Source organism: Comamonas sp. F1-6, assembly GCF_039581415.1.
In the GTDB taxonomy this organism is placed as follows: domain Bacteria; phylum Pseudomonadota; class Gammaproteobacteria; order Burkholderiales; family Burkholderiaceae_C; genus Comamonas; species Comamonas thiooxydans.
The window spans coordinates 24,663-48,531 of sequence record NZ_JBCPWN010000017.1; the positions used below are offsets into that span (position 1 = coordinate 24,663).

Here is a 23,869-nt window from a genome sequence, read left to right on the forward strand (position 1 = left end):
TGTGCCCAATAGGAACGCAAGCCCCTAGTATTGCGCGTCGTCATCAGGGGACATCCAGTACGTATCGTCCTGCCCCTCGACTTCTTCGCGTGCCGCCTCTTCACGTACCTGCAAAACCCGGTCAGCCAACATCTGCCGCAGCTGCGCCAGCCCCTGCCCCGAGCGAGCACTGACAAACACACGCGGCACCGGCGTGCCATCGAGCTCATACATATCCTGCAGCATGGCAGGCTGACGCTCGGGCTCAATGGCATCCAGCTTGTTGAAAACCAGAATCTGGGGCACATCATCGGCCCCGATTTCACCCAGAACTTTTTGGACTTGTTGTATTTGTTCGGGGAATCCGGGGTTCGATGCATCCACGACATGCAGCAGCAGATCGGCGTCAATCGCCTCCTGCAAGGTGGCCTGGAAAGCATCCACCAGACCGTGCGGCAAGTCACGAATAAAACCGACGGTATCCGACAGGGAAACCGACTCCTCGGCCTCCGCCAGATACATCTGCCGGGTGGTGGTATCCAGCGTGGCAAACAGCTGATCTGCGGCATAGGCGCGAGCCTTCACCATGGCATTGAACAGCGTGGATTTGCCGGCATTGGTATAGCCAACCAGGGAAATATTGAAAACTTCGCGACGCGAGCGCTGACGCCTCTGCGTAGAACGCTGCTTCTTGACCTTTTTAAGGCGCTCCTTGGTGCGCTTGATGGCATCGTCAATCATGCGGCGGTCAAGCTCGATCTGCTTTTCACCGGGGCCGCCACGGCCACCGATACCGCCAGCCTGACGCTCCAGGTGACTCCAGCGGCGCACCAGGCGCGTGCTGATGTATTGCAGGCGAGCCAGCTCCACCTGCAGTTTGCCTTCATGGCTGCGTGCACGCTGGGCGAAGATTTCCAGGATCAGCATGGTCCGGTCGTTGACCGGCATCTGGATATGGCGCTCCAGATTGCGCTGCTGCGCCGGGCTCAGAGCCTGGTCGAACCAGACTTCCTTGGCGCCGTGCATCTGGGCCAGCATGCGGATCTCATCCGCCTTGCCACTGCCCACGAACAACGCGGGATCGGGAGCTTTGCGCTTGCAGGTCAAGCGCGCCACGGGTTGCAAGCCAGCAGTCTGTGCCAGCAGGCCCAGCTCTTCCAGCTCGTCATCGAAATGGGGAACACCAAAATCCACGCCCACCAGCAGCACTGGCGCAGACGCGGAACGTTCAAAGGATTCAGAACTCAAATACCTGTCCCGTAGGGTAAGAGCCGCGCCGGACTAGCCGGCGGGCGTTGACGCAAGAAAGCTTAGGCAGCAGCGGCGTCGTTGTCAGCCGGAGTAGCGGCCGAGAAGTTCACGGCGCGACCGGGAACGATGGTGGAGATGGCGTGCTTGTATACCATCTGGGTCACAGTGTTGCGCAAAAGCACCACATATTGGTCGAACGACTCGATTTGGCCCTGCAGCTTGATGCCGTTGACCAGATAGATGGAGACCGGCACATGTTCACGACGCAGTGCGTTCAGGAACGGATCTTGGAGGAGTTGACCTTTATTGCTCACGATATTCTCCGTGTTCGAAGAGTGTTGTTGTAAACCGACACATTACCACAGGGCCCGGGAAAAACAGCGAAAAGGGTTTTCCCGTAGGCACCAGCAGACAGCTATTAATCCTTGTCGGCGTAAGGATTATGGGAGGTTTTCAAGTCGATGCGCAACGGGGTGCCGACAAGATTGAACTCCTTGCGGAAACGGCCTTCCAGAAAGCGCTTGTACGCATCGGTGACCAGTTCCAGCGAGTTGCCATGGATCACGATGATGGGCGGGTTCATGCCACCCTGGTGGGCATAGCGCATCTTGGGACGATAGGCCCCCACCTTCTTGGGCGTCTGGAACTGGATCGACTCCATAAGAATGCGCGTCAGCACAGGAGTAGGCATCTTGCAGGTGGCTGCACGATGAGCCTGGATGATGGATTTCCACAGCGGCTCGAGACCCTGGCGCTTTTGTGCCGAGATGAAGTGCAGCGGCGCAAACTTCAGGAAGGACAGGCGCGTCTCGATGGAGCGCTCCAGCATCTGACGCTGGTAGTCATCCACGGCATCCCATTTGTTGATGCCCAGCACGACCGAGCGGCCGCTTTCCAGGATATATCCCGCAATATGGGCGTCCTGGTCGGTCACGCCTTGCGTGGCATCGATCAGCAGCAGCACGACATTGGCACCTTCGATGGCTTGCAGCGTCTTGACCACCGAGAATTTCTCGATGGCTTCGAACACCTTGCCCTTGCGGCGCAGACCTGCGGTGTCGATCAGCTCGAACTTCTGGCCATTGCGCTCGAAAGGCACCGTGATCGCATCGCGCGTGGTGCCGGGCATGTCAAAAGCCACCAGGCGCTCTTCACCCAGCCAGGTATTGATCAGCGTGGACTTGCCGGCATTGGGACGACCTGCCACCGCCAGACGCACGGGCTTCTGGTCTTCCTCGCCAAAGACCTCGTCTTCAGGCTCGGGCAGATTCAGCAGACCCAGGGCTGCATCGACCAGACTGCGCACACCCTGACCGTGGGCGGCAGACACGGGCACGACCTCGCCAAGACCCAGCTCATAGAACTCGGACAGCTGCACGCCATCCTTCATGCCTTCGGCCTTGTTGGCCACCAGAATGGTGGGCTTGCCCAGACGGCGCAGGTAGTTGCCGATCTCGTGATCCTGACCGGACAGACCGGCACGCGCATCCAGCACGAAGATCACGACATCGGCTTCCGCCACGGCTTGCTGCGTCTGCTTGGCCATCTCCTTGAAGATGCCGCGCGATGCGTCCGGCTCGAAACCGCCCGTATCGATGACGATGTACTCATGCTTGCCCTGACGGCCCTGGCCGTAATGGCGGTCACGCGTCAGCCCTGCAAAGTCGGCGACGATGGCATCCCTCGACTTCGTGAGTCGATTGAACAGCGTCGACTTGCCCACATTGGGGCGCCCTACCAGGGCAATAACTGGCTTCATTCCAAAAACAACCTATCAATCCGGCTTGAAGCCATACACAGTTCCGCTTCGGCTGACGATCACCAGAGTATTGGCGGCGACAACCGGGGAAGTGGCAACTCCTGCCTTGTCAGTTTCCAAACGGGCCAGTGCAGAGCCATCTTCACGCGAGAGCATATGCACTGTCCCCAAATCATCGGCCAGCACCACGGAGCGGCCCAGCACCAGAGGTGCCGTCAGCTTGCGGTACTGCAGCTTGTCGATGGACCACAGACGCTGACCGTCTGCACGATTCCAAGCCTGTACCGTGCCGTTGCTTTCGGCGCCAAACACGGCCTGCTCGTCGCCCGCCACGCCATCGCTACCCTTGGAGGTCTGCGTCCAGCGCACATTGGCCGTGCTCACATCCACGCACCCCACCGAGGCCTGGAACGCACGTGCGCAGACACTGCTGCCCACACGGCTGACGGGGCCGACCAGATCCACCAGTCGCTCCACATCGTTGGTCCCGCGCGGTGCGGCCAGAGGAGCCATCCAGCGCACCGAGCCATTGTCAGGATCAACACCTGCCAGACGTCCGGACACGCCTACCACCAGATTATTACCAACGGCCTGCAAAACGCCTGGCTGGCGCAGAATAAGCGGTTCATTGCTGGGGCCTTCAACCGACCACAGCTCACGACCCGTATTGGCATCGAAGGCCGCCAGAGAACGGTCCGCCGCCATCACGAACACGCGGCCGCCAGCCACCAGAGGCGGCGTATAGACTGCGGCAGTCAGATTGTTCTTCCACAGCTGCTTGCCTTCGGCAAACACCATGAGCTGGTTGCTGCGTGTAACCACCGCCGTGCGCTGTCCGTCGCTGCCCACGCCGGTGGTCAGCGGCTCGCCCGCACTGAACTTGCCCAGCTGGCTGCCGGTATTGCCATCAAGCGTCGTAACGCTGCCATCCTTGGTGACCACGGTGACGGTATTGCCCTGCACCAGCGCAGGCATGGCCAGAGGCACTTCGTTGCCGAGCTTGGCCGACCAAGCCTGATGCACCGCGATCTTGCCTGGATTGGCCCCCAGGTCCAGAGGCTTGGGCTTGTCCTTGCCGCCGAACATGGAGCAGGCAGCCAGCGACGCGGCCACAGCAGTCAGCACCAGCACACGGGCTGCGGATTGCGCTGCGGGGGCAGCGAACTTCACTTGATGGGCAAAAGTCTTCAAGATTATTTCTCCGACGGCGTTGTCTTGACCAGGGTTGCGGCTTCAGGAGCCACGCCCAGCGCGTTCAGCTTGAATTCCACCAGATGGCGGTAGTCCAGATCCTTGTCCAGTGCCTTGTAGGCAGCCTGGTACTGGGCAACCGCCTCAGCCTGCTTGCCCAGCGCCACATACAGATCGCCACGGCGATCAGCCTGCAGACCGGCATAGGACTCGGGCATGGCCGCCTCAAGTACCTTCAGGCCTTCGTCATAGCTTTTTTGCTGCTCCAGCACGGAAGACAGACGAATGCGAGCCAGGGCCTTGAAGCTTTCATCGCCCTTGTCGGCCACCCAGCTCAGCTGAGCCTTGGCGTCATCGAGCTTGCCGGCATCCACTGAGGCCTTGGCCATCAGCAAAGCCGTCTGGGCGGCCTGCGCAGTGCCCGCGTACTTGTCCCGCAGCTCGCTGAAAGCCTGGTCTGCGCGCGCCGCATCCTTGGCCGTCAGCGCTTCGTCCACGGCGAACTCCAGGGCCGAGGCCTGGGTGGCCTGACGCTTTTGCCAGTACTGCCAGCCGTTCCAGCCGGCCAGTCCGAGAAAGACCACGACCAGCACGCTGGTGATCAGAGTTCCCCAGGAATTCCAGAAATGCTTGAGCTGCTCAATTTGCTCTTGTTCTTCAAGATCGAGATGGTTTGCCATGGCTACTTAGATTGAGTGGAACGCTGGTCGGAAAACGAGGTGCGGAAAATCAAACCGCCGATTTTAGGCTGCCGGCCCACAGGGCCACGTCCGCCAGAGCTTGCTGCACCTGCTGGCCCTCGCCGTCGCGCAGCGACTTCACAGTCACCTTGCCCTGGGCCAGCTCGTCGGAGCCGAAGATCAGGGCAAAGCGTGCACCCGAGCCATCGGCCTTCTTGAACTGGGACTTCATCGAGCCCATGCCCTCGGCCGAGCCGCCGGCCGCTGCATGCATCTGAACCGCCACACCGGCTGCACGCAGCTGCTGCACGGTCTTGAAGACCTGAGGCAGCACCGAGGCGTCGGGAATGATGGCGTAGACATCGGCTGCGGGCTGGGGAATTTCTACCCCCACCTCCTTGAGCACTTCGAGCACGCGCTCCACACCCATGCCCCAGCCCACGGCCGGAGCGGGTTTGCCGCCGATTTCCTCGATCAGATAGTCGTAACGACCGCCGCCGCAGATCGTGCTCTGCGAACCCAGCTTGTCGGTAATGAACTCGAACACCGTGAGGTTGTAGTAGTCCATGCCGCGCACCAGACGCGGGTTCAGGCTCCAGGCCACATCGTTGGCATCCAGAATATCCTGCACGGCCTTCAGATGCGCCTTGGATGCATCGCCCAGATAGTCCATCAGCCTGGGAGCTGCGTTGACCATTTCCTGCATGGCAGGATTCTTGGTGTCCAGCACGCGCAGCGGGTTGCTGTACATGCGGCGCTTGGCTTCCTCGTCCATCACCTCGGTGTGCTGCTCGAAGTAGGCAATCAACGCCTCGCGGTGGGTCTTGCGCTCCTCGGGCTGACCCAGGCTGTTGAGTTCCAGACGCACGCCTTCAATGCCCAGCTCTTTCCAAAGTTGAGCGGCCAGCAGAATCACTTCGGCATCCAGCTCGGGACCGGCAAAACCCAGGGCTTCCACACCGACCTGGTGGAACTGGCGATAGCGACCGCGCTGGGGTTTTTCGCGCCGAAACATCTGACCGATGTAGAACAGACGCTTGCCGCCTTCATACAGCAGATTGTTTTCCACTACCGAACGCACCACGCCGGCCGTACCTTCAGGACGCAGGGTCAGATGCTCGGCCTGGCCATGCTTATCTGCCCGGTCCTCAAAGGAGTACATCTCCTTTTCGACGATATCGGTCACCTCGCCCAGGCCGCGCACGAACAGGGCCGTGGGCTCGACGATGGGGGTACGCATATTGCGATAGGCAAAGCGGCCCATCAGATCGCGCACCTTGGCTTCAAACCACTCCCAACGCGCCGAATCGGGTGGGAGAATGTCGTTCATGCCTTTGACGGCGGTCAGTTTTTCGTTCTTGGCCACGTGAAGTCTCACACTTGGGTTACTAGCAAAACAAGAGCATATTGCGCATGGCAATCATGCCCTTCAACTAGAAACCTAATTCAAATCCATACAGATAGTGCGCAAGCAGCTATCAATTCCAAAGTCTTGGCTCGCTGGCATTGTGCCAGCAAGCGTAATCACCACCCGCATGCCGGGCCGCTGCAAGCGTTCGAGTCGCTCAGGCCTTCAGGCCGTAGCGGCGCTGCACATATTCCAGCACCAGGGTCTGGAACTCCTCGGCGATATGCTCGCCGCGCAGCGTCAAGGCCTTCTCGCCGTCAATGAAAACGGGCGCCGCTGGCGCTTCGCCGTTGCCGGGCAGGCTGATGCCGATATCGGCATGCTTGCTCTCGCCGGGGCCGTTGACGATGCAACCCATCACGGCCACCTTCATGGCTTCCACGCCAGGGAACTGGGTGCGCCAGACCGGCATTTCGCCACGCAGGAAATCGTCGATCTTCTTGGCCAGTTCCTGGAAGGTGGTGCTGGTGGTGCGGCCGCAGCCCGGGCAGGCGGTGACGCTGGGTACGAACACGCGCAGGCCCAGAGCCTGCAGAATCTCGGAGGCCACCACGACCTCCTGCGTGCGCGCTTCACCCGGCTGGGGCGTGAGCGAGACGCGAATCGTGTCACCAATGCCCTCCTGCAGCAGCACCGACAGCGCAGCCGTCGATGCCACCGTGCCCTTGGTGCCCATGCCGGCCTCGGTCAGCCCCAGATGCAGCGCATAGTCGCAGCGGCGCGCCAGCTCGCGATAGACCGAGATCAGATCCTGCACGCCGCTGACCTTGCAGGACAGGATGATGTTATCGGGGTTCAGGCCGATGTTCCTCGCCAGCTCGGCCGAGCTGATGGCCGAGGTGATCAGCGCCTCGTACATGACCTGGCGTGTCTCCCAGGGCCTCTCGCGACGGCTGTTCTGATCCATCAGATCGGCCATGATTTCCTGGTCCAGCGAGCCCCAGTTCACGCCGATGCGCACGGCCTTGTCGTACTTGGCTGCAATCTCGATCATCTGGCCGAACTGCTTGTCCTTTTTGTCGCCCTTGCCCACGTTGCCGGGGTTGATGCGGTACTTGGACAGCGCCTGGGCGCAGTCGGGGTAGTCGGTCAGCAGACGGTGGCCGTTGTAGTGAAAGTCCCCCACCAGCGGCACATATTCGCCCATCCGGTCGAGCTGCTCGCGGATATAGGGCACGGCCGCCGCCGCCTCGGGCGTGTTCACCGTGATGCGCACCATCTCCGAGCCGGCCTGGGCCAGCTGGCGCACCTGGATGGCGGTTTCCACCGCATCCACGGTGTCGGTATTGGTCATGGACTGCACGCGCACGGGTGCATCGCCCCCGACAGTGACCACGTTGTTGCGCCACACCACACGGGCCTGGCGTGATTTGCGCGGCAGCGGGCTGGCAATGGCTATCGCCTGGCTGAGCTGCTGCGAGCTTTGAGAATCTTGCACTCTTGTTTACCTCGAACGGTTACTTCACCTCGAAGCGAGCCACATTGTCGCGTGTGCTCGAGATATCGAAGGGTTCGCCACGTACCGTCACCTGCGTGCCCTTGGCATTGCCCACAATCACAGACAGGGGCAACTGGCCTTCGGCAGTCGCAGATTCATCCTTGGACAGGGTCTTTTCCAGCACCACCTTGCCGGCTCCGTCCCTGACCTTGACCCAGGACTGGCCGGTATTCACCTTCAGCACCAGCAGGCCGGCAGCGCCGGTCGCCGGCGTGGCCACCTCGGCTGCCAGGGCTGCGGTTTGGGCAGCTGTCGCAGCTGCGGGAGCGCTTGCTGCAGTTCCGTCGCCTGGCATGCTGGCAGCAGCAACCGACACAGACTCTGTCACTGCCGCCGCGGGTGTGGCAGAACTGCCCTGTGCGCCGCCCTCGGCCTGGGCAAGCGGTTCTGCAGCCGGCGCGCTCACCACTGCCGTCTGGCCGGACTGGGCCTGAGCCGGCACTGGCGCGCCTGCCCCATCGGGGCCGTCCACCATCTGCTGGAATGGCACAAAGTACACGGCAGCGGCAGCTGCCAGCAGAATCAGCACGCCTGCCGCAATCTTGCGAGAGCTGCTGTTGCCGGAGTCCAGCGGTGTACCCGTGACCTTGAAGCTGCTGCGCACCTTGACGGTCTCGTTGATGCCTGGACCCGCATTGGCAAGGCTTTTGATCTCGCTGCGTGGCAGCTTGGCCAGCACCGATTCGGCATCGATATGCAAGGTCCGGCACATTCCCATGGCCAGAGCACGCATGAACACATGATCGGGAAAGGCCGCATAGTCATCGGCCTCCAGCGCCTCCAGCTTGTGCTGTGGCACCTTCAATGTCGCAGCCATCACGGGCAACTGCATCCGGGCTGCTTCCCGTGCCTGACGCAACAAGACTCCGGCCGTGGCCTGACCCTGAGTTGGCACCTGCTCTTCGCTTTGCATAGTTTCCTCTTCCACCGCAGCCTCATTCATTGAAAGCTCCACGTTCATAGGCCAGCCACTGACGCGATTGAGGAAAACGCTCGCGCAACTGATCGGCCTGTTGACGCACTCCAATGTCGTCGTGCAATGCCCTGTCTATTTTGATCCCCAGCCAGAGGCTTTCCGCACTGGCCTGATTGCTATTGTTATTCAAGCGCCGGATGTAGAACTGCGCCTTCTTCAGATCACCTTTGAGCCAAAGCACATTTGCCAGGTTGTAGCCTGCAGCGGGGTTGCCCACATCCATCTCGTAGGCACGAAACATGTTCTGGTAGGCCTGCTCCAACTGTCCCGCCTGCTGGTAGCACATGCCCTTGGCCAGCAGAGTCCTGGGCTGCTCACGGTAGCCCGGAGCCTGCAAGGCTCTATCAAACCACTGCTGGGCTACGTCGAAATGCTTTTGCTGGCATTGCATCCAGCCGTAATTGTGAATCTGGTTGCCGTCGCGCGGATTGAGATCCACGGCCTTGCGCATGGCGATCTCGGCCTGCGTCCAGTCCTGGTTCTGCATGAGGATCAGGCCCAGCAGGCCGTATGCATCGGCGTAATCGGGCTTGGCAGCCAAGGCCTGCCCTACCTCGTCCATGGCCACATCCAGGCGCCCGGCCTGAAAGTAATTGGCAGCCAATTCCAGGCGAATCTGGGCACGGCGATTGGCATCGGCGATCTGGGCCCCGCCCGTGCCAACCACGGAAGCCTGGGGTACGGACGTAGAGGAAGTGGTGGTGGTCGTTGTCGAAGTACAACCCACAAGTGCCGCGACCGCAACCGGTACCCCCCACCGGGCCAACAAGCCCCAATGTTGCCAAACCGGTCGCTGTACCACTGCCCTCATTGATTGTCCTTTATTCAAAACTCCGTCAAGACACCTGCTTGAGCGGGATAGTACGCTGCTTGGCCATGCGCTCGGCAGCGCGAGTTCTGTCCTTCACGTCGCCCGCGAGCTGACCACAGGCCGCATCGATATCGTCACCGCGGGTCTTGCGCACCGTGGTCACGATGCCGGCATTGCTCAGCAACGTAGCGAACTCGGTCACACGGGCCGAAGGCGAGCGCAGCAGACCCGAAGCGGGGAAGGGATTGAACGGGATCAGATTGAACTTGCACCAGCTCTTGCCATCGCCGCGCGCGCGCACCAACTCTATCAGCTGGCGCGCATGCTCAGGCTGATCGTTAACGCCGTCGAGCATGCAATATTCAAAGGTGATGAAGTCACGCGGCGCGAACTCCAGATAGCGCTCGCAGGCATCCAGCAGCTCGGCAATCGGGTACTTCTTGTTCAGCGGCACCAGGTTGTCACGCAGCGGATCATTGGGCGCGTGCAGCGACACCGCAAGCGCCACCGCGCAGTCCTGCGACAGACGATCCATCATGGGCACCACGCCCGAGGTGGACACCGTCACGCGACGACGCGACAGGCCGTAGCCATGGTCGTCCAGCATCACGCGCAAGGCAGGCACCAGCGCACTGTAGTTCTGCAAAGGCTCGCCCATGCCCATCATCACCACGTTGGAGATGATGCGATCTTCGGTGCCGAAGCGCTTGCGCAGCGAATGCTCGGCATACCAGAGCTGGGCAAGGATTTCGCCAGTATTGAGGTTGCGACTGAAGCCCTGATGCCCCGTCGAGCAAAAGCGGCAGCCCACGGCGCAACCTGCCTGGGACGATACACACAGCGTGCCTCGGTCGTCCTCAGGAATGAAAACGGATTCAACGGCATTGCCGTCACCCACATCGAACAGCCACTTCACGGTGCCATCGGCAGAGACATGCTCCGTCACCACAGGCAAAGCGGTAATGTGGGCCCGGCTTTTGAGCTTTTCGCGCAAAGACTTGGCCAGATCTGTCATCTGGTCGAAATCGGATGCGCCACGCTGGTGAATCCAGCGGAACAGCTGCGTCGCACGGAAACGCTTCTCCCCGAGCTGCTCGCAATAAGCGGTCAGTCCTTCGAGGTCAAAATCAAGCAAATTAGTAGTCATATCGGCATGTGGCGAGGCGTCTTGCGAACGGTGTTTGCCACGCCGTGGCCAGCATCTTCAAGTGCTGACACCCGCTTTGCACGAATGCAAAGCGCTGGCGTCAGCGAGAGCATGCTGTAAAGCTAGCGTGGATTAACGCGAGTACACGTTCATGCCGGGGAAGAAGAAGGCAACTTCCACAGCAGCAGTTTCAGCAGCGTCGGAGCCGTGCACGGCGTTGGCATCGATGCTGTCGGCGAAGTCGGCGCGGATGGTGCCCTTTTCGGCCTTCTTGGGGTCGGTAGCGCCCATCAGTTCACGGTTCTTCAGGATGGCGTTCTCGCCTTCCAGAGCTTGAATCATCACGGGGCCGGAGACCATGAAGTCCACCAGATCCTTAAAGAAAGGACGGGCAGCATGCACAGCGTAGAACTGCTCGGCTTCGCCGCGCGACAGGTGCACCAGCTTGGCAGCCACGATCTTCAGGCCGGCAGCTTCGAAGCGGGCGTAGATTTGGCCGATCACGTTCTTGGCAACTGCGTCGGGCTTGATGATGGAGAGGGTACGTTCGATAGCCATGATGATTATTTCCTAATCAGGGTTACTATGGGTTTTTGCCGAAAAAGCAAAACAGTTGATTTTAACGGTGCCGCCATAGACCTTGAAGTCCGGGCAGCACTCAAATCCTTACGGACGCCTTTTTAGCGGCCGCCGCGGCGACCACCGCCACCGCCACCAGGGCGACGCTTGGCGTTCTGGCGGGCCCGCGACAGGCTGTCGCTGCCGATATAGCCCACCGAAGTGCGCATGGGATCGGGCTGACCGCCTCCCTGCGAACGGCCCGAGCCACCGGAGCGACCGCCGGACTTGTTGCGCGGGTTGTCGCCCAACATGCCGCTAGGTGCCGGACGATTGCCGTCCCACTCGCCTCGGCGCTGACCGCCGCCTTCACGACGACCCTGAGGGGCGCGATCGGCGTTCATGCCATTGCCGCGGCCGCCGCTGCGACTGTTACGACCGCCACGGTTGTTGGCGCCACGGGCACCGCCGTTGTTGCGCTCGACGGGAGCGCGCTCCTTGACGCCGGCTGCCGACATCAGCGCCTGGATATCGACCTGATCGAGCTCCACCCAGGCGCCGCGCTTGAGGCCGCGCGGCAGCATCATGGCGCCGTAGCGAATGCGGATCAGACGGCTGACGGCATGGCCCACGGCCTCGAACATGCGTCGCACTTCGCGGTTGCGGCCTTCGGAGATGGTCACGCGGTACCAGCAGTTGGCACCTTCGCCACCGCCATCTTCCACTGCACCGAAGCTGGCTTCGCCGTCTTCAAGCTGCACGCCGTCCAGCAAGCGCTGCTTTTCTTCCTTGCTCAGCGCGCCCAGCACGCGGGCCGCGTATTCACGCTCCAGGCCGAAGCGGGGGTGCATCAGCGAGTTCGCCAGCTCGCCCGAGCTGGTGAACAGCAGCAGACCTTCGGTATTCAGGTCCAGGCGACCCACCGACTGCCACTTGCCATGCTGCAGCTTGGGCAGCTTGCGGAACACCGTGGGGCGGTTTTGCGGATCGTCATGCGTCACCACTTCGCCCACGGGCTTGTGATAGGCAATCACGCGTGCGGGCGGCGGGTCGATACGGAAGCGGATGGGCTGGCCGTTGACCTTGACGATATCGCCGAACTGAATGCGCTGGCCGACGTGGGCAGGCTCGTTGTTGACCGAGATGCGCCCTTCCAGTATCAGTTGCTCCATCTCCAGGCGCGACCCCATGCCGGCCTGGGCCAGCACCTTGTGCAGCTTGGGAGAATCGACCTGGGGCGCAAGCACGCGCTTGGCGGGCATGGCGCTGCCGTTCTCTTCCTCGTCGTCGAAGTCGCCCGAGATCACATCGGCAAAGTCGATGTTCTGCCCCTTGCGCCCCTTGGACCCATGAGGAGCGGCAACGCTCTGCACAGCCACTTCGGCAACGACGGTATCTGCTGCGTCATGACCCTGGTCTTGGTCCTGGGACTGCAGCTCCTGCTCGACCACGGGCTGAACCGGCTCCTCGACGACCACGGCTTCTTCGGCACGCGGCTTGGTCACTCGCTTGCGCGCAGGCTTGGCCTCGCCAGCAGCGTCCTTTTTGACGCCGGCGCGCTTGCGCGGTGCGGCAGGCTTCTTGGCCTCGGCGGCATCCTTGGCCCCATCGGCTTTGGCTGCGCGGGGCTTGCGAGTCTTCTTGACCGGCTCGGCTTCGGGCGAAGCGGCTGCGGACTCGGGCATCGGGTTCGATGTCTCGTTGTTCATTCCAGTTTTCCTTCGGGGATGACGCCATCGTCACCCTCCACAATTCCTTGTTCTGTTGACCCGACGGCATCGTCGGCCCGCGCTTTCGTCTTTGCGTCCTCGGCCTCGTCGTCATCGCTGCCGTAGTCATCCTCGAGAAACGCCTTCAGGCCCACCCACTCGGTTCGACCTGTTTTCTTGGCCGCCGGTTTGGGCTCCGGCTCTGCTGCCTTGGCAGTCCTGGCGGGCCTGGCCGCTTTGGGCTTGCTCACGGATGGCGGCCCCTCAGTCGGCCCTGGCTCCGAATCCGGCAGCTCAATCGCTATCTCTTCAGTAGCATCTTGCTCAATATGACTCTGCGCCTGGTCCGGATATGACTCCAACTCTGGCGCATCGGCCTCAGGCTGAAGCTCCGACACAAGCTCTGCAGGCGCTCGCGCCACTGGGTCGGCATCGGTATCCAGCAGCTCCTCGGCGCCACCTTCCTCGTCCGGGGCCCTCAGGATTTCACTCTCAGCAGCATCGGACTCTGCAGCGACATCCGTATCCTCAGCGACCTCGGCCGGCTCTGAGGCTTCCACACCCTCCTGGGGCTGGGCATCCTCTGCACTGACCTGCGGCGCTGCTGTCTGGTCGCCCTCCTCCCCATCCAGCGCCTTGAACAGACTTTGCTGGGCCTGGGTTTCCTCCAGCATGGGCAGCTGATCCAGCGACTGCAGACCCAGATCATCGAGAAACTGGCGCGTGGTGGCAAACAGCGCGGGCCGTCCCACGGTCTCACGATGGCCGATGACCTCGATCCAGCCTCGGTCTTCCAGCTGCTTGATGATCAGGCTGTTCACGGTCACACCGCGAATATCCTCGATATCACCCCGCGTGACCGGCTGACGGTAGGCAATGATGGCCAGCGTCTCCAGCGTCGCCCGCGTGTACTTGGGCGGCTTCTCGGGGTGAAGCTTGTCCAGATAGACGCGCATCTCTGGCCGGCTCTGGAAACGCCAGCCCGAAGCCACCTGCACCAGTTCCACGCCCTTGAGGGCCCAGTCCTTTTGCAGGTCCAGCAGCAAATCCTTAACCGTGTCCGAGCCCAGCACATCATCAAAAAGTGAGCGCAATTCCCGCAGCGTCACAGGCTGCGGGGCACAAATCAATGCTGTTTCAAGAACCCGCTTGGCATCTACCGTATTCATGGGCGCAGCGTTTCGGGAGCGGCTGTCGCACCGACTGCGGTGGGACGCCTGATTCTAAGAAGAGAGGGAAGCGCCCCAAAGATGCCATGCGAGTGATGGTCAGAGGCTTTCCGGCAGATTGTAACGCAGACCCCATAAATCCAGTGCACCGGCCATGTCTTGTGGCAGCGGCGCATAGTGGACCAGCGGCTTTTTCGTCACAGGGTGCTCAAAGGCCAGCCTGAAGGCATGCAGTGCCTGGCGCTCCAGCCCGCCCTCGGGCTGGCCGCCATACAGCGTATCGGCTATCAGCGGATGACCAAGCGAAGCCATGTGCACCCGGATCTGGTGCGTGCGGCCGGTGTGCAGCGTGCAGCGCACCAGGCTGTGCGCGGCATCGCCATCGACCAGATCGAAGTCGGTACGCGCCTGCTTGCCGGGATGCAGATTCAGGTCCACCACCGCCATGCGCAGACGGTTGCGCGGATCGCGGCCGATCGGCGCATCGACTTCGCGGCGCTTGCGGCTGCCCCATTGCTTGTGGGCAAGCGCCAGATACTGGCGACTCACATCGCGCGCGGCAATCATCTTGATGAGCGCATCCATGGTGCTGCGATTGCGCGCCACCACCATCAAACCGCTGGTGTCCTTGTCCAGCCGGTGAACAATGCCGGCACGCGGCACCTGACGCGCTTTTTCGTCACGCGCCAGCAGGCCGTTGAGCAATGTGCCCGTCCAGTTGCCGGGCGCCGGATGCACCACCAGACCCGCAGGCTTGTTGATGACCAGCAGATCCTCGTCCTCATAGACCACCTGCAGATCCATGGTCTCGGGCTGGAAAGCCATGCTCTGCTGGGTGGGCCGCATTTCCACGCTCAGGCGGTCACCCACGGCCACCTTGACCGAGGGCTTGAGCAGAACCTTGCCGTTGAGAGTGACCGCACCGTCGGCCAGCAACTGCTGCAGATAGCTGCGCGAGAACTCGGACACCCCCAGCGCCAGCACCTTGTCCACACGCTGACCATGATGCTCGGCGGCGACTGTGAATTCGCGGTTCTCGACCTCGGCCGAGGCAATGGCGTCTTCGGCTGCTTCGTCCCAGCTCTGCTCGACCGCGTCAGAAGGCACAAGCCCCTGCGGGGCAGGGGCTTGTGCGGCTTGCTTGCGTTGTGAGGCCATGCTCAACGCGAGGGCAGATAACGCGAAGGATCGACAGGTTTGCCCTGGCGACGCACCTCGAAGTGCAGCTTGACGCGATCGGCATCGGTGCTGCCCATCTCGGCAATCTTCTGTCCCTTCTTCACGGCCTGATCTTCCTTGACCAGCAGAGACTGGTTGTGGGCGTAGGCGGTCAGATAGGTGTTGTTGTGCTTGAGGATGATGAGATTGCCATAGCCACGCAGGCCGGCACCGGCATACACCACACGGCCATCGGCAGCAGCCAGCACGGGATCGCCGGCCTTGCCGCTGATGTCGTAGCCCTTGTTGCGCTGCTCGTCGAAGCCGGCAATCAACGAGCCGCTGGCAGGCCAGATGAAGTTCACATCATCGGCACCCTTGGCAACAGGCGCCGGGCTTGTTGCAGGCGTGGATGGCACTGGCGTTGCGGTTGCAGCCGGGGGAGTCACGGGTGTGGTCGTCGTTGCGGCGCTGCCACCACCCACAACCACGGGCGCGACACCGCGGCCCGAACCGGACGATGCGACAGGCGCCTCGCGTCCGGGTGGTACCACACGCACCACCTGACCGACTTCAATCACGTTGGGATTGTCCAGATTGCTCCAGCGAGCAATGTCCTTCCAGCTCTGGCCGTGCTCCAGACCAATCCTGATCAGAGTGTCGCCAGGCTTGATCGTGTAGTAACCCGGCTTGCCGGCATTTTCAGCGCCGGGCAGCGACTTGACGTCCACAGTTGAAGACGAGGAGGCCGACTGTCCGCGATCCTCCACAGGAGCCCTGTTTGCCTGGGCAGCACAACCGGCCAGGATGACACCTGCCAGCACGGCCGTTCCCCATGCACCAAGACTTCGCGATACCAACATAAGCTATTCCCTTCTAGGCGATCCCCGATTTTAGAGGGACAAAGTTGACTGCTTCCAAAACTGTCTGCGTAAAACCGTGTGAACTCTTGTCAATCACCAGCAGTGCCTGCTTACCCGCACCCACCACGACCGGAGCCACCAGACGCCCGCCCACCGCCAACTGATCGCACCACTCTTGCGGCACCACGTCACCGCCGGCAGCGGAGATGATGCCCGCATAGGGCGCGCCACTGGCAAAACCTACCATGCCGTCTCCGAGAATCAGATGCACATTCGACAGGCGCATGGGGCGCAGATGGCTGCGTGCTTTCTCATGCAGGCCGCGCAGCCGCTCTATCGAATAGACCTCTTTGGTGAGCATGGACAGCACTGCAGCCTGATAGCCGCAGCCCGTACCGATCTCCAGCACGCGCCCTTGCCCGTTTCGGGCCGCATCGGAGTCGAGCAGCAGCTCGATCATGCGGGCCACGATGCTGGGCTTGGAGATGGTCTGGCCCAGGCCGATAGGCAGACTGGTGTCTTCGTAGGCCTGGTTGACCAGAGCGCTGTCGACAAAGCGGTGACGTTCCACCGTGGCCATGGCCTGCAGCACGGCAGGGTTGCTGACACCGGCCGCACCGATGCGCTGGGCCATGCGGGCACGCACCGTGGATGAGTCCAGCCCCACGCCCACCGGCGAGGCGGCCACACGCAAGGGATTGATGGGCTTGGGAGCAACGGGCGGCCGTGCCGCGCCGGTGCCCGTCTGCACCGAGCGTGCAATCCAGCCCGGGACCTGAGGCGGACGACGCTCGCTCACGATGCGGCCGCCGATGTGTTGGATGGACCTGCCAGCTTGCTGGCCGTCTGCGCCCAATAGCCGAGGTTTTCATGATCGGTCAAATCGACCTTGAGCGGAGTCATGGAGACATGGCCGTGGGCCGTGGCATGGAAGTCCGTACCTTCGGAGTCGTCCTTTGCTGCGCCGGCACTGCCGATCCAGTACATGGTCTCGCCACGCGGGCTTTGCTGCTGAATGGCCTGCTCGGCCGCATGACGGCGCCCCAGGCGACACAGCTTGACGCTTTTGAGTGCATGCAGCGGCATATTGGGAATATTCACGTTCAGCAGCCAGGGAGCAGTACCGATCAGTTGCTGGGCCTGCATCTGCTGAACCATCTGACGGGCGGTGGCAGCTGCCGCTTCCAGCTCGGCCCAGCCCTTGTCCACCTGCGAGAAGGCAATCGAGGGAATGCCGAACAGATAGCCTTCCATGGCCGCGCCCACGGTGCCCGAGTAAATCGTGTCGTCGCCCATATTGGCGCCGTTGTTGATGCCCGAGACCACCAGATCGGGCCGGTAGCCAAGCAGGCCGGTCAACGCGATATGCACGCAGTCTGCTGGCGTGCCGTTCACATAGCGAAAGCCGTTATAGGCCTGATGCACATACAGCGGTGCATTCAGCGTCAAGGCATTGGACTTGGCGCTGTTGTTGTGCTCGGGCGCCACCACTTCGACGTCTGCCACGGTGCGCAGCGCATCGTGCAGGGCCACGATGCCTGGGGCCTGGAAGCCGTCGTCATTGCAAATAAGAATCTTCATGGATGAGGCGGATTGTAGGCGGCTCCAAGGTCACGACAGAGACACGCGGCATTCGCACCACACTTCTATCATCTGCGAGCCGATTCCCCCCAATCTCACCTCAAGAAGATCAGGAGACAAGATATGCACGCATGGCTTTGCACCACCCCCACCGGCGTCGAGACCCTGAAATGGACCGAGCAGCCCACGCCACAGCCCGGCCCCGGCCAGGTGCTGCTGGAAGTCAAGGCCGCCAGCCTGAACTTTCCCGATCTGCTGATCGTGCAGAACAAATACCAGATCAAGCCGCCCCTGCCCTTTGTGCCGGGCTCGGAATATGCCGGCGTGGTGCAGGCCGTGGGCGAAGGGGTCAAACATCTCAAGCCAGGCCAGCATGTGGCCTGTCTTTCGGGCACGGGCGGGTTCGCCACACATACGCTGGCACCCGCTGCCATGTGCATGCCGCTGCCGGCCGACTTCCCCTTTGTCGATGCCGCCGCCTTCATCATGACCTATGCCACCTCCCACCATGCGCTGATCGATCGCGGTCAGCTCAAGGCCGGCGAGACCGTACTCGTGCTGGGCGCAGCTGGGGGCGTTGGCACGGCAGCCATACAGATTGCCAAGGCGGCCGGTGCCCGGGTGATTGCCGCTGCCTCCACCGACGAGAAATGTGCGCTGTGCAAGGCCCAGGGCGCTGACCTCACCATCAACTACAGCCAGGGCGATCTGCGTGAAGCCATCAAGGCAGCGACAGACGGCAAGGGACCCGACGTGATCTACGATCCCGTAGGCGGCGATTTTGCCGAACCTGCCTTCCGCTCCATTGCCTGGCGCGGCCGCTATCTAATCATAGGATTTGCCTCCGGCCCCATCCCCTCGCTGCCGCTGAACCTGCCTCTGCTCAAGGGCGCTTCCCTGGTCGGCGTGTTCTGGGGCGATTTCGCCAAGCGCGAGTCGCAGAACAATGCCGCCATGATGCAGGAGCTGGCACAGTGGTGGGCGCAAGGCAGGATCAAGCCCGTAATCGACCGCACCATGCCCATGAGCGAGCTGTTCGCGGCCTATGAGCGCATGGGCTCGCGCCAGGTACAGGGCAAGCTGGTGCTGGTCAACGCGTAAAGCTGCGGTAAACCGCGGCGATGCCTGTGGGCTCAGGGAGATACTTCCAGCCACTGGCTACAAAACCCCGACACCGCAGCATCGCCATGTTTTCTCCTGCCCACACGCCCGCGCCGGATCGCCGGCGCTTTCTGATTGCCTCCAGCCTTGCCACGGCCGTGGGCGCCCTGCCCGCCTGGGCCCGTGCCACGGAATCACTGGCCCACAACCCGTTCACCCTGGGAGTGGCCAGCGGCGACCCGGAACCCGACAACATCCTGATCTGGACACGGCTCACAGCGCCTCTGGCCTATCTTGGTACGGCGGTCGCGCCAGACCTGGCAGCACAGACCGTGCATTGGGAAGTGGCGCATGATGCCCAGTTCCGCCAGCCCGTGGCTCATGGGCAGACTCAGGCCAGGGCCGAATGGGGCCATGCCGTCCATGTGCAGGTCAACGGCCTGAGTCCGGACCGCTGGTATTTCTACCGCTTCCGCTGTGGCGACGCCTTCAGCACCACCGCACGCTGCCGTACCGCCCCGGCGCCCGGAGCAGATGTACGCAAGCTGCGTCTGGCCGTGGCCTCCTGCCAGCGCTGGGAACATGGCTTCTACAGTGCCTGGGCCGATGCCGCGCAGGCCTCGCCCGATCTGGTGCTGTTTCTCGGCGACTACATCTATGAATATGCGCAACCGGCGAAGCCTGATGGACTGGCGCGTCCGCAGCCACTGCGTACCGCCCAGACCTTGCAGGACTACCGCGACCGCTATGCGCTGCACAAAAGCGATGCCCATCTGCAGGCCGCCCATGCCGTGTGCAACTGGTCCGTCATCTGGGACGATCACGAGGTTGAAAACGACTATGTAGCCCAGTACGGGCGCGGGGACAGCGCTCACTTTTTAGCTAGGCGCATGGCGGCCTGGCAGGCTTTCTACGAAAACATGCCGCTGCGTAACAGCGCATTGCAGCGCAACTCTCAGGGACTGGCGCTGTACCGCAGCCTGCAGTGGGGCAAGCTCGCCAGGCTGCATCTGCTGGACGGCCGCCAGTACCGCGATCTGCAGGCCTGCCGCCCCGAGGGAAAGGCCAGCACCGGCACCGTGGACCCTGCCGAATGCCCTGCCCTGCAAGATCCGGCGCGCAGTTTTCTGGGCTGGGACCAGGAGCGCTGGCTGGCCCGGCAGTTGCAGGATGATGCTCGCCAGAGGGCCGAGGCCACCCGCTGGAGCACCGTGGTGCAGACCACCTTGTTCGCGGCCCGCAGGCATCCCAATGGCAGGCAGTCGACCGACAGCTGGGACGGCTACCCCCAGGCACGCCAGCGCCTGGTGCGCCAGATTGCCGAGAGCCAGCCGCGCAACAGCGTGCTGCTCGGCGGAGACATTCACCAGAACTATGTCTGCGCCATTGCGGCCCAGGCCGATCAGACCCCGGACAGGGCCAACCCGGTGATTGCCAGCGAGTTCTGCGGCACCTCCATCAGCTCGCACAGCGGCACCACACAAGCCAGGGTCGATGCCATCGTGGCCCACAACCCTCAGGTGCTTTTCGCACGCTGCGAGGAGCGTGGCTACAGCCTCGTGGATATCGCGCCGCAGTCCATGACCACGGAGCTACGCGCCGTGAGCAACCCGCTCCAGGCCGACAGCAGTCTCTATACGCTGGCACGCTTTGTGGTGGAAGATCGCCGCCCCGGCCCTGTGAAGATCGCCTGATGCGCTGCGGCATACTCGGGTCATGCAAAACACACAGGCCTCGAGACCCGAACTTCCCCTGTGGCGCGGTACGGCGGCCGCCCTTCTGATCGCGGGGCTGCTCACAGGCTGCGGCCTGCCTCCCCTGCCGGATCGCATGGCCAGCGAGGCCCTGAGCACCGAGCAGGCCCTGCAAACCCGGCTCGGCCAGGCGCTGGCGCCGCTGCAGCAGGCACATCCTGGGCAGAGCGGCATCCATATGCTGGCCGATGCCCATGACGCCTATGCCGCCCGAGCGCTGCTGGCCCGAGCCGCGCAGCGCACGCTCGATGTGCAGTACTACATCTGGCGCAACGACACCACCGGCCATTTGCTGCTCGATGAGTTGCTGCTTGCGGCAGACCGCGGCGTGCGCGTGCGCCTGCTCTTGGACGATGGCGGCACCGGCGGCATGGACGCCACACTGGCCGCCCTGGACCAGCACCCTCTAATCGAGGTGCGGCTATTCAACCCCTTCGCCCTGCGCACGCCCAAGGCGATTGGCTATGTGACGGACTTCGCACGCACCCAGCGGCGCATGCACAACAAGAGCTACACGGCCGACTCCTCCGCCACCATCGTGGGCGGGCGCAATATCGGCGACGAGTACTTTGCCGCCTCCGACGGCGTGCTGTTCGCCGACCTCGATGTGGTGGCCACAGGCTCGGTGGTGGGCGAGGTTGCAGCGGAGTTCGACCGTTACTGGAACAGCCCCTCCGCCTACCCGGCAGCCAGCCTGCTGCCCGCCATGCCACAGCAGGCCGTGGACAAGGTCTATGCAAGCCTGCACGCCGATGTGAATCGCCCCGAATCACAGGCCTATGTGAAGGCCGTCAGCCGCAGCCGCTTCAGCACCGATTTGCTGGCAGGTCAACTGCCGCTGCAATGGGCCGAGACCACCCTGGTCAGCGACGACCCGGCCAAGGTCCTGCGCGAAGCCGCGCCCGAGGACTTGCTGCTGTCCCAGCTCCAGCCCGTGATTGGCCAGCCGCAGCAGTTGCTGGAAGTGGTGTCGCCCTATTTCGTGCCCACCCAGGCCGGAGTCGACGCCTTTGCTCACCTGCGCCAGCAAGGTGTGCGAGTACGCATTCTGACCAATAGCCTGGAGGCAACCGATGTGGCCGTGGTGCATGCCGGCTACGAGAAATACCGCAAACCGCTGCTGAAAATGGGCGTGGAACTCTACGAGATGCGCCGCCAGATCGATCTGCGCAACCAGCCCGCAGCCAACGAGCCGGACAAGACCCGGAAGAGCGAGCCTGCCGAAAAGACTCCCAAGCGCGAAGCCCCCTCACCTGCAGCGCTGAGCGGCAGCTCCGCCACCACGGGCAGCTCGGGCGCCAGCCTGCATGCCAAGACCTTCGCGGTCGACGGCAAGCAGCTCTTTGTCGGCTCCTTCAACTTCGATCCGCGCTCGGCCATGCTCAATACCGAAATGGGCTTGGTCATCAAAGACCCGGCCTTGAGCCAGCAGGTCAGCACCTCGCTGGATCAGCATCTGCCGTACATGGCCTACAAGGTGCAACTGGACGCGCAGGGCAGGCTGAGCTGGACGGGCCAGAGTCCGCAGCCGCCCCATGAAGCCCAGACCTTCAGTGCCGACCCCGGCACCAGCTGGTGGCAGCGCTTCATGGTGCGGGTGCTGAGCTGGCTGCCCATCGAAGGATTTTTGTAACTCAGTCCAGGCGGATGGAGGGCCGCAGCCGCGCGTTCATCAGGTCGATCAGCCACAGCAGGCCGCCGCGCCAGAAGCCGTAAAGGCGCGCCTGGTGCGAGCGGTACAGCATGATGTGGCTGAGCATGGCCATGCGGCCGCGGATCACGCCGCCGTTGAACAGGCCGAACTTGCCCAGCGAGCCATAGGCGTCGTAATGCGCAAGCGACACCAGGGCTCCAAAGTCACGATAGGCAAAGCCTACGGGTTTGGCACCGGGACGCTCCAGCACATGGGGCAGGGTCTCGATCAGATAGCGGGCCTGCTGGTGGGCAACCTGGGCCGTAGGAGGCAAGGCCTCCTGCTTGCCCGGCAGGGTATAGCTGGCGCAGTCGCCCAGGGCATAGATATCGGGGTCGCTGGTCTGCATCTCGTCATTGACCAGTAGCTGATTGCTGCGCGTGGTCTGCAAACCCAGCTGCATCAAGAATTCCGGGGCCTTTACCCCCGCTGCCCAGACACGCAGGCTGGCAGGAATCAGCTCGCCATTGGCCAGCTCGAAACCTTGCTCGGTCGCACGGCTGACGCGGCCGCCGACGATCACGGAAACGCCCAGGGCCTGCAGTCGCACACGCGTGGCTTCGGAGATCTCCTCGGGAAAGCTGGGCAGCAGGCGCGAGCCGGCCTCGATCAGCACGATGCGGAACTTGGCGGCCTCGCCCAAGGCGCCGTAGGCCGTGGCACTCTCTGCAAGCTGAACCAGCTCCGCCGCCAGCTCCACCCCGGTGGCACCGCCGCCCACGATGGCCACCTGCAGTTGCTCGCCGCTGGTCATGCAGCGCACCATGCGCAAACGAATTTCCTGGTTGAAGGCATCGGCCTTGCGGCGCGAATCGATCATGAAGCAATGCTCATGCACACCGGGCGTGCCGAAGTCGTTGGCACCGCTGCCCACCGCAATCACCAGTTTGTCATAGGCAAGACGCCGACCCGCCACCAGCTCGCGGCCATCGGGTGCATAAATGGGGGCCAGCAGAATTTCACGCGCCTCGCGGTCCAGACCGCACATCTCGCCGGGCTGGTAGGCAAAGTCGGCATCGGTGGCCTGGGCGAGATAGGTGGTCTGCTGCTGGGCCAGATCGCGAGTGCCGGCTGCAATCGTGTGCAGCATGGGCTTCCAGACATGGGCGGAGTCGCTGTCCACCAGCGTCACCGTGTCAATGCTTTCACTCTTGAGCTTGCCGAGGGCCGTGGCCACCTCCAGCCCCGCCACACCACCGCCCACGACCACGATGCGGGCCGCATGCCCATTGCGTGGATGCTGTGGCTTTCGAGCTTGCGGCTCCTGGGATTCGGTGATGGGCTGCTCGCCCTGCTCTGCTTGATTGACTGCGTTTTCCATGAACGACCCTGACTCTGCGTCTGTTGTGACCGGACGCCAGAACATCTCAAGATATCTGGCACGCATTGATTGTTCTTCAATTTTTATAGCAGGAAACTCAATATGGACAAGGCAAATACTGATGATATATATCTTTTATAAGACTTGAGCTGCACGAATGCAAGGTCTGCCTTGAAAGCTTTCAATTTTCTGAATAACCCTGGCTGCAAGCAATGCCAATCAAGCGTGGCGCGCTATCAACTTCTTGAGCGCCATGTCGTAC

21 protein-coding genes are annotated in these 23,869 nt (G+C 62.4%); 3 read left to right on the forward strand and 18 right to left on the reverse strand.

Annotation, left to right across the window (positions count from 1 at the left end; all coding sequences use genetic code 11):
- Positions 1 to 24 precede the first annotated feature (24 nt).
- From hflX to surE, 17 genes are all read right to left on the reverse strand, one after another.
- On the reverse strand, positions 25 to 1,227 hold the full coding sequence (gene hflX, locus AAIL66_RS16860; protein ID WP_034359351.1) for a GTPase HflX: 1,203 nt from the start codon (positions 1,225 to 1,227) through the stop codon (positions 25 to 27).
- 62 nt (positions 1,228 to 1,289) lie between these two features.
- Positions 1,290 to 1,544 (reverse strand): RNA chaperone Hfq, encoded by a 255-nt coding sequence (gene hfq / locus AAIL66_RS16865; protein WP_012839170.1) that lies wholly within the window; start codon positions 1,542 to 1,544, stop codon positions 1,290 to 1,292.
- Between the two features lie 104 nt (positions 1,545 to 1,648).
- A complete protein-coding gene (gene der / locus AAIL66_RS16870; protein ID WP_012839171.1) occupies positions 1,649 to 2,989 on the reverse strand; it encodes a ribosome biogenesis GTPase Der in 1,341 nt (446 codons plus the stop codon).
- A 15-nt stretch (positions 2,990 to 3,004) separates the two neighbouring features.
- Entirely contained in the window at positions 3,005 to 4,180 is a 1,176-nt protein-coding gene (gene bamB / locus AAIL66_RS16875) for an outer membrane protein assembly factor BamB (protein WP_052057692.1), read from the reverse strand.
- Between the two features lie 2 nt (positions 4,181 to 4,182).
- Positions 4,183 to 4,860, reverse strand: coding sequence for a tetratricopeptide repeat protein (locus tag AAIL66_RS16880; RefSeq protein ID WP_034359353.1), 678 nt, complete (start codon positions 4,858 to 4,860; stop codon positions 4,183 to 4,185).
- Between the two features lie 49 nt (positions 4,861 to 4,909).
- A complete protein-coding gene (gene hisS, locus AAIL66_RS16885) occupies positions 4,910 to 6,226 on the reverse strand; it encodes a histidine--tRNA ligase (protein WP_012839174.1) in 1,317 nt (438 codons plus the stop codon).
- 199 nt (positions 6,227 to 6,425) lie between these two features.
- Positions 6,426 to 7,706 (reverse strand): flavodoxin-dependent (E)-4-hydroxy-3-methylbut-2-enyl-diphosphate synthase, encoded by a 1,281-nt coding sequence (ispG, locus tag AAIL66_RS16890; protein WP_034378387.1) that lies wholly within the window; start codon positions 7,704 to 7,706, stop codon positions 6,426 to 6,428.
- A gap of 19 nt (positions 7,707 to 7,725) precedes the next feature.
- Complete coding sequence (locus AAIL66_RS16895; protein ID WP_343497276.1) at positions 7,726 to 8,709, reverse strand: RodZ domain-containing protein; 984 nt, start codon at positions 8,707 to 8,709, stop codon at positions 7,726 to 7,728.
- Entirely contained in the window at positions 8,702 to 9,553 is an 852-nt protein-coding gene (gene pilW, locus AAIL66_RS16900; RefSeq protein ID WP_223305607.1) for a type IV pilus biogenesis/stability protein PilW, read from the reverse strand. Before pilW ends, AAIL66_RS16895 begins: the two co-directional genes overlap by 8 nt.
- A gap of 25 nt (positions 9,554 to 9,578) precedes the next feature.
- Positions 9,579 to 10,700: a 23S rRNA (adenine(2503)-C(2))-methyltransferase RlmN gene (gene rlmN / locus AAIL66_RS16905; protein ID WP_034376389.1), complete on the reverse strand. Its 1,122-nt coding sequence runs from the start codon at positions 10,698 to 10,700 to the stop codon at positions 9,579 to 9,581.
- Between the two features lie 132 nt (positions 10,701 to 10,832).
- Positions 10,833 to 11,258 (reverse strand): nucleoside-diphosphate kinase, encoded by a 426-nt coding sequence (gene ndk / locus AAIL66_RS16910; protein ID WP_003053316.1) that lies wholly within the window; start codon positions 11,256 to 11,258, stop codon positions 10,833 to 10,835.
- A gap of 122 nt (positions 11,259 to 11,380) precedes the next feature.
- Positions 11,381 to 12,967: a pseudouridine synthase gene (locus tag AAIL66_RS16915; protein WP_343497277.1), complete on the reverse strand. Its 1,587-nt coding sequence runs from the start codon at positions 12,965 to 12,967 to the stop codon at positions 11,381 to 11,383.
- Positions 12,964 to 14,136 carry an SMC-Scp complex subunit ScpB gene (scpB, locus tag AAIL66_RS16920; RefSeq protein WP_343497279.1) on the reverse strand — a complete coding sequence of 391 codons (1,173 nt, stop codon included), beginning with the start codon at positions 14,134 to 14,136 and terminating at the stop codon, positions 12,964 to 12,966. Before scpB ends, AAIL66_RS16915 begins: the two co-directional genes overlap by 4 nt.
- A gap of 99 nt (positions 14,137 to 14,235) precedes the next feature.
- Positions 14,236 to 15,294 (reverse strand): RluA family pseudouridine synthase, encoded by a 1,059-nt coding sequence (locus AAIL66_RS16925; protein ID WP_343497280.1) that lies wholly within the window; start codon positions 15,292 to 15,294, stop codon positions 14,236 to 14,238.
- Positions 15,295 to 15,296: 2 nt separating this feature from the next.
- Positions 15,297 to 16,157, reverse strand: a complete 861-nt coding sequence (locus tag AAIL66_RS16930; protein ID WP_034359366.1) for a peptidoglycan DD-metalloendopeptidase family protein — start codon at positions 16,155 to 16,157, stop codon at positions 15,297 to 15,299.
- A 13-nt stretch (positions 16,158 to 16,170) separates the two neighbouring features.
- Positions 16,171 to 16,956: a protein-L-isoaspartate(D-aspartate) O-methyltransferase gene (locus tag AAIL66_RS16935; RefSeq protein ID WP_034359483.1), complete on the reverse strand. Its 786-nt coding sequence runs from the start codon at positions 16,954 to 16,956 to the stop codon at positions 16,171 to 16,173.
- Positions 16,953 to 17,738 carry a 5'/3'-nucleotidase SurE gene (gene surE / locus AAIL66_RS16940; protein WP_034359368.1) on the reverse strand — a complete coding sequence of 262 codons (786 nt, stop codon included), beginning with the start codon at positions 17,736 to 17,738 and terminating at the stop codon, positions 16,953 to 16,955. Before surE ends, AAIL66_RS16935 begins: the two co-directional genes overlap by 4 nt.
- 123 nt (positions 17,739 to 17,861) lie before the next feature.
- On the opposite strand from surE, the gene AAIL66_RS16945 reads away from it, so the two are divergent.
- The 3 genes from AAIL66_RS16945 to AAIL66_RS16955 all read left to right on the forward strand — a co-directional run bounded on the left by AAIL66_RS16945 (position 17,862) and on the right by AAIL66_RS16955 (position 22,226).
- Positions 17,862 to 18,839 (forward strand): NADPH:quinone oxidoreductase family protein, encoded by a 978-nt coding sequence (locus AAIL66_RS16945; protein WP_034405774.1) that lies wholly within the window; start codon positions 17,862 to 17,864, stop codon positions 18,837 to 18,839.
- A gap of 86 nt (positions 18,840 to 18,925) precedes the next feature.
- Positions 18,926 to 20,533, forward strand: a complete 1,608-nt coding sequence (locus tag AAIL66_RS16950) for an alkaline phosphatase D family protein (RefSeq protein ID WP_343497281.1) — start codon at positions 18,926 to 18,928, stop codon at positions 20,531 to 20,533.
- Positions 20,534 to 20,555: 22 nt separating this feature from the next.
- The gene (locus AAIL66_RS16955; RefSeq protein ID WP_343497282.1) at positions 20,556 to 22,226 is read left to right on the forward strand and encodes a phospholipase D family protein; all 1,671 of its coding nucleotides are present in this window, start codon (positions 20,556 to 20,558) and stop codon (positions 22,224 to 22,226) included.
- 1 nt (position 22,227) lies between these two features.
- Here AAIL66_RS16955 and AAIL66_RS16960 read toward each other — a convergent pair whose 3' ends face one another.
- A complete protein-coding gene (locus AAIL66_RS16960) occupies positions 22,228 to 23,607 on the reverse strand; it encodes an FAD-dependent oxidoreductase (protein ID WP_012839185.1) in 1,380 nt (459 codons plus the stop codon).
- Positions 23,608 to 23,869: the final 262 nt, after the last annotated feature.

What these genes read in the sequence shown, in the direction of transcription:
- der (WP_012839171.1), bottom strand. Translation starts at nt 2,989, where the DNA reads ATGAAGCCAGTTATTGCCCTGGTAGGGCGCCCCAATGTGGGCAAGTCG.
- AAIL66_RS16880 (WP_034359353.1), bottom strand. Translation starts at nt 4,860, where the DNA reads ATGGCAAACCATCTCGATCTTGAAGAACAAGAGCAAATTGAGCAGCTC.
- AAIL66_RS16895 (WP_343497276.1), bottom strand. Translation starts at nt 8,709, where the DNA reads ATGAATGAGGCTGCGGTGGAAGAGGAAACTATGCAAAGCGAAGAGCAG.
- pilW (WP_223305607.1), bottom strand. Translation starts at nt 9,553, where the DNA reads ATGAGGGCAGTGGTACAGCGACCGGTTTGGCAACATTGGGGCTTGTTG.
- rlmN (WP_034376389.1), bottom strand. Translation starts at nt 10,700, where the DNA reads ATGACTACTAATTTGCTTGATTTTGACCTCGAAGGACTGACCGCTTAT.
- ndk (WP_003053316.1), bottom strand. Translation starts at nt 11,258, where the DNA reads ATGGCTATCGAACGTACCCTCTCCATCATCAAGCCCGACGCAGTTGCC.
- AAIL66_RS16915 (WP_343497277.1), bottom strand. Translation starts at nt 12,967, where the DNA reads ATGAACAACGAGACATCGAACCCGATGCCCGAGTCCGCAGCCGCTTCG.
- scpB (WP_343497279.1), bottom strand. Translation starts at nt 14,136, where the DNA reads ATGAATACGGTAGATGCCAAGCGGGTTCTTGAAACAGCATTGATTTGT.
- AAIL66_RS16925 (WP_343497280.1), bottom strand. Translation starts at nt 15,294, where the DNA reads ATGGCCTCACAACGCAAGCAAGCCGCACAAGCCCCTGCCCCGCAGGGG.
- AAIL66_RS16930 (WP_034359366.1), bottom strand. Translation starts at nt 16,157, where the DNA reads ATGTTGGTATCGCGAAGTCTTGGTGCATGGGGAACGGCCGTGCTGGCA.
- surE (WP_034359368.1), bottom strand. Translation starts at nt 17,738, where the DNA reads ATGAAGATTCTTATTTGCAATGACGACGGCTTCCAGGCCCCAGGCATC.
- AAIL66_RS16945 (WP_034405774.1), top strand. Translation starts at nt 17,862, where the DNA reads ATGCACGCATGGCTTTGCACCACCCCCACCGGCGTCGAGACCCTGAAA.
- AAIL66_RS16950 (WP_343497281.1), top strand. Translation starts at nt 18,926, where the DNA reads ATGTTTTCTCCTGCCCACACGCCCGCGCCGGATCGCCGGCGCTTTCTG.
- AAIL66_RS16955 (WP_343497282.1), top strand. Translation starts at nt 20,556, where the DNA reads ATGCAAAACACACAGGCCTCGAGACCCGAACTTCCCCTGTGGCGCGGT.
- AAIL66_RS16960 (WP_012839185.1), bottom strand. Translation starts at nt 23,607, where the DNA reads ATGGAAAACGCAGTCAATCAAGCAGAGCAGGGCGAGCAGCCCATCACC.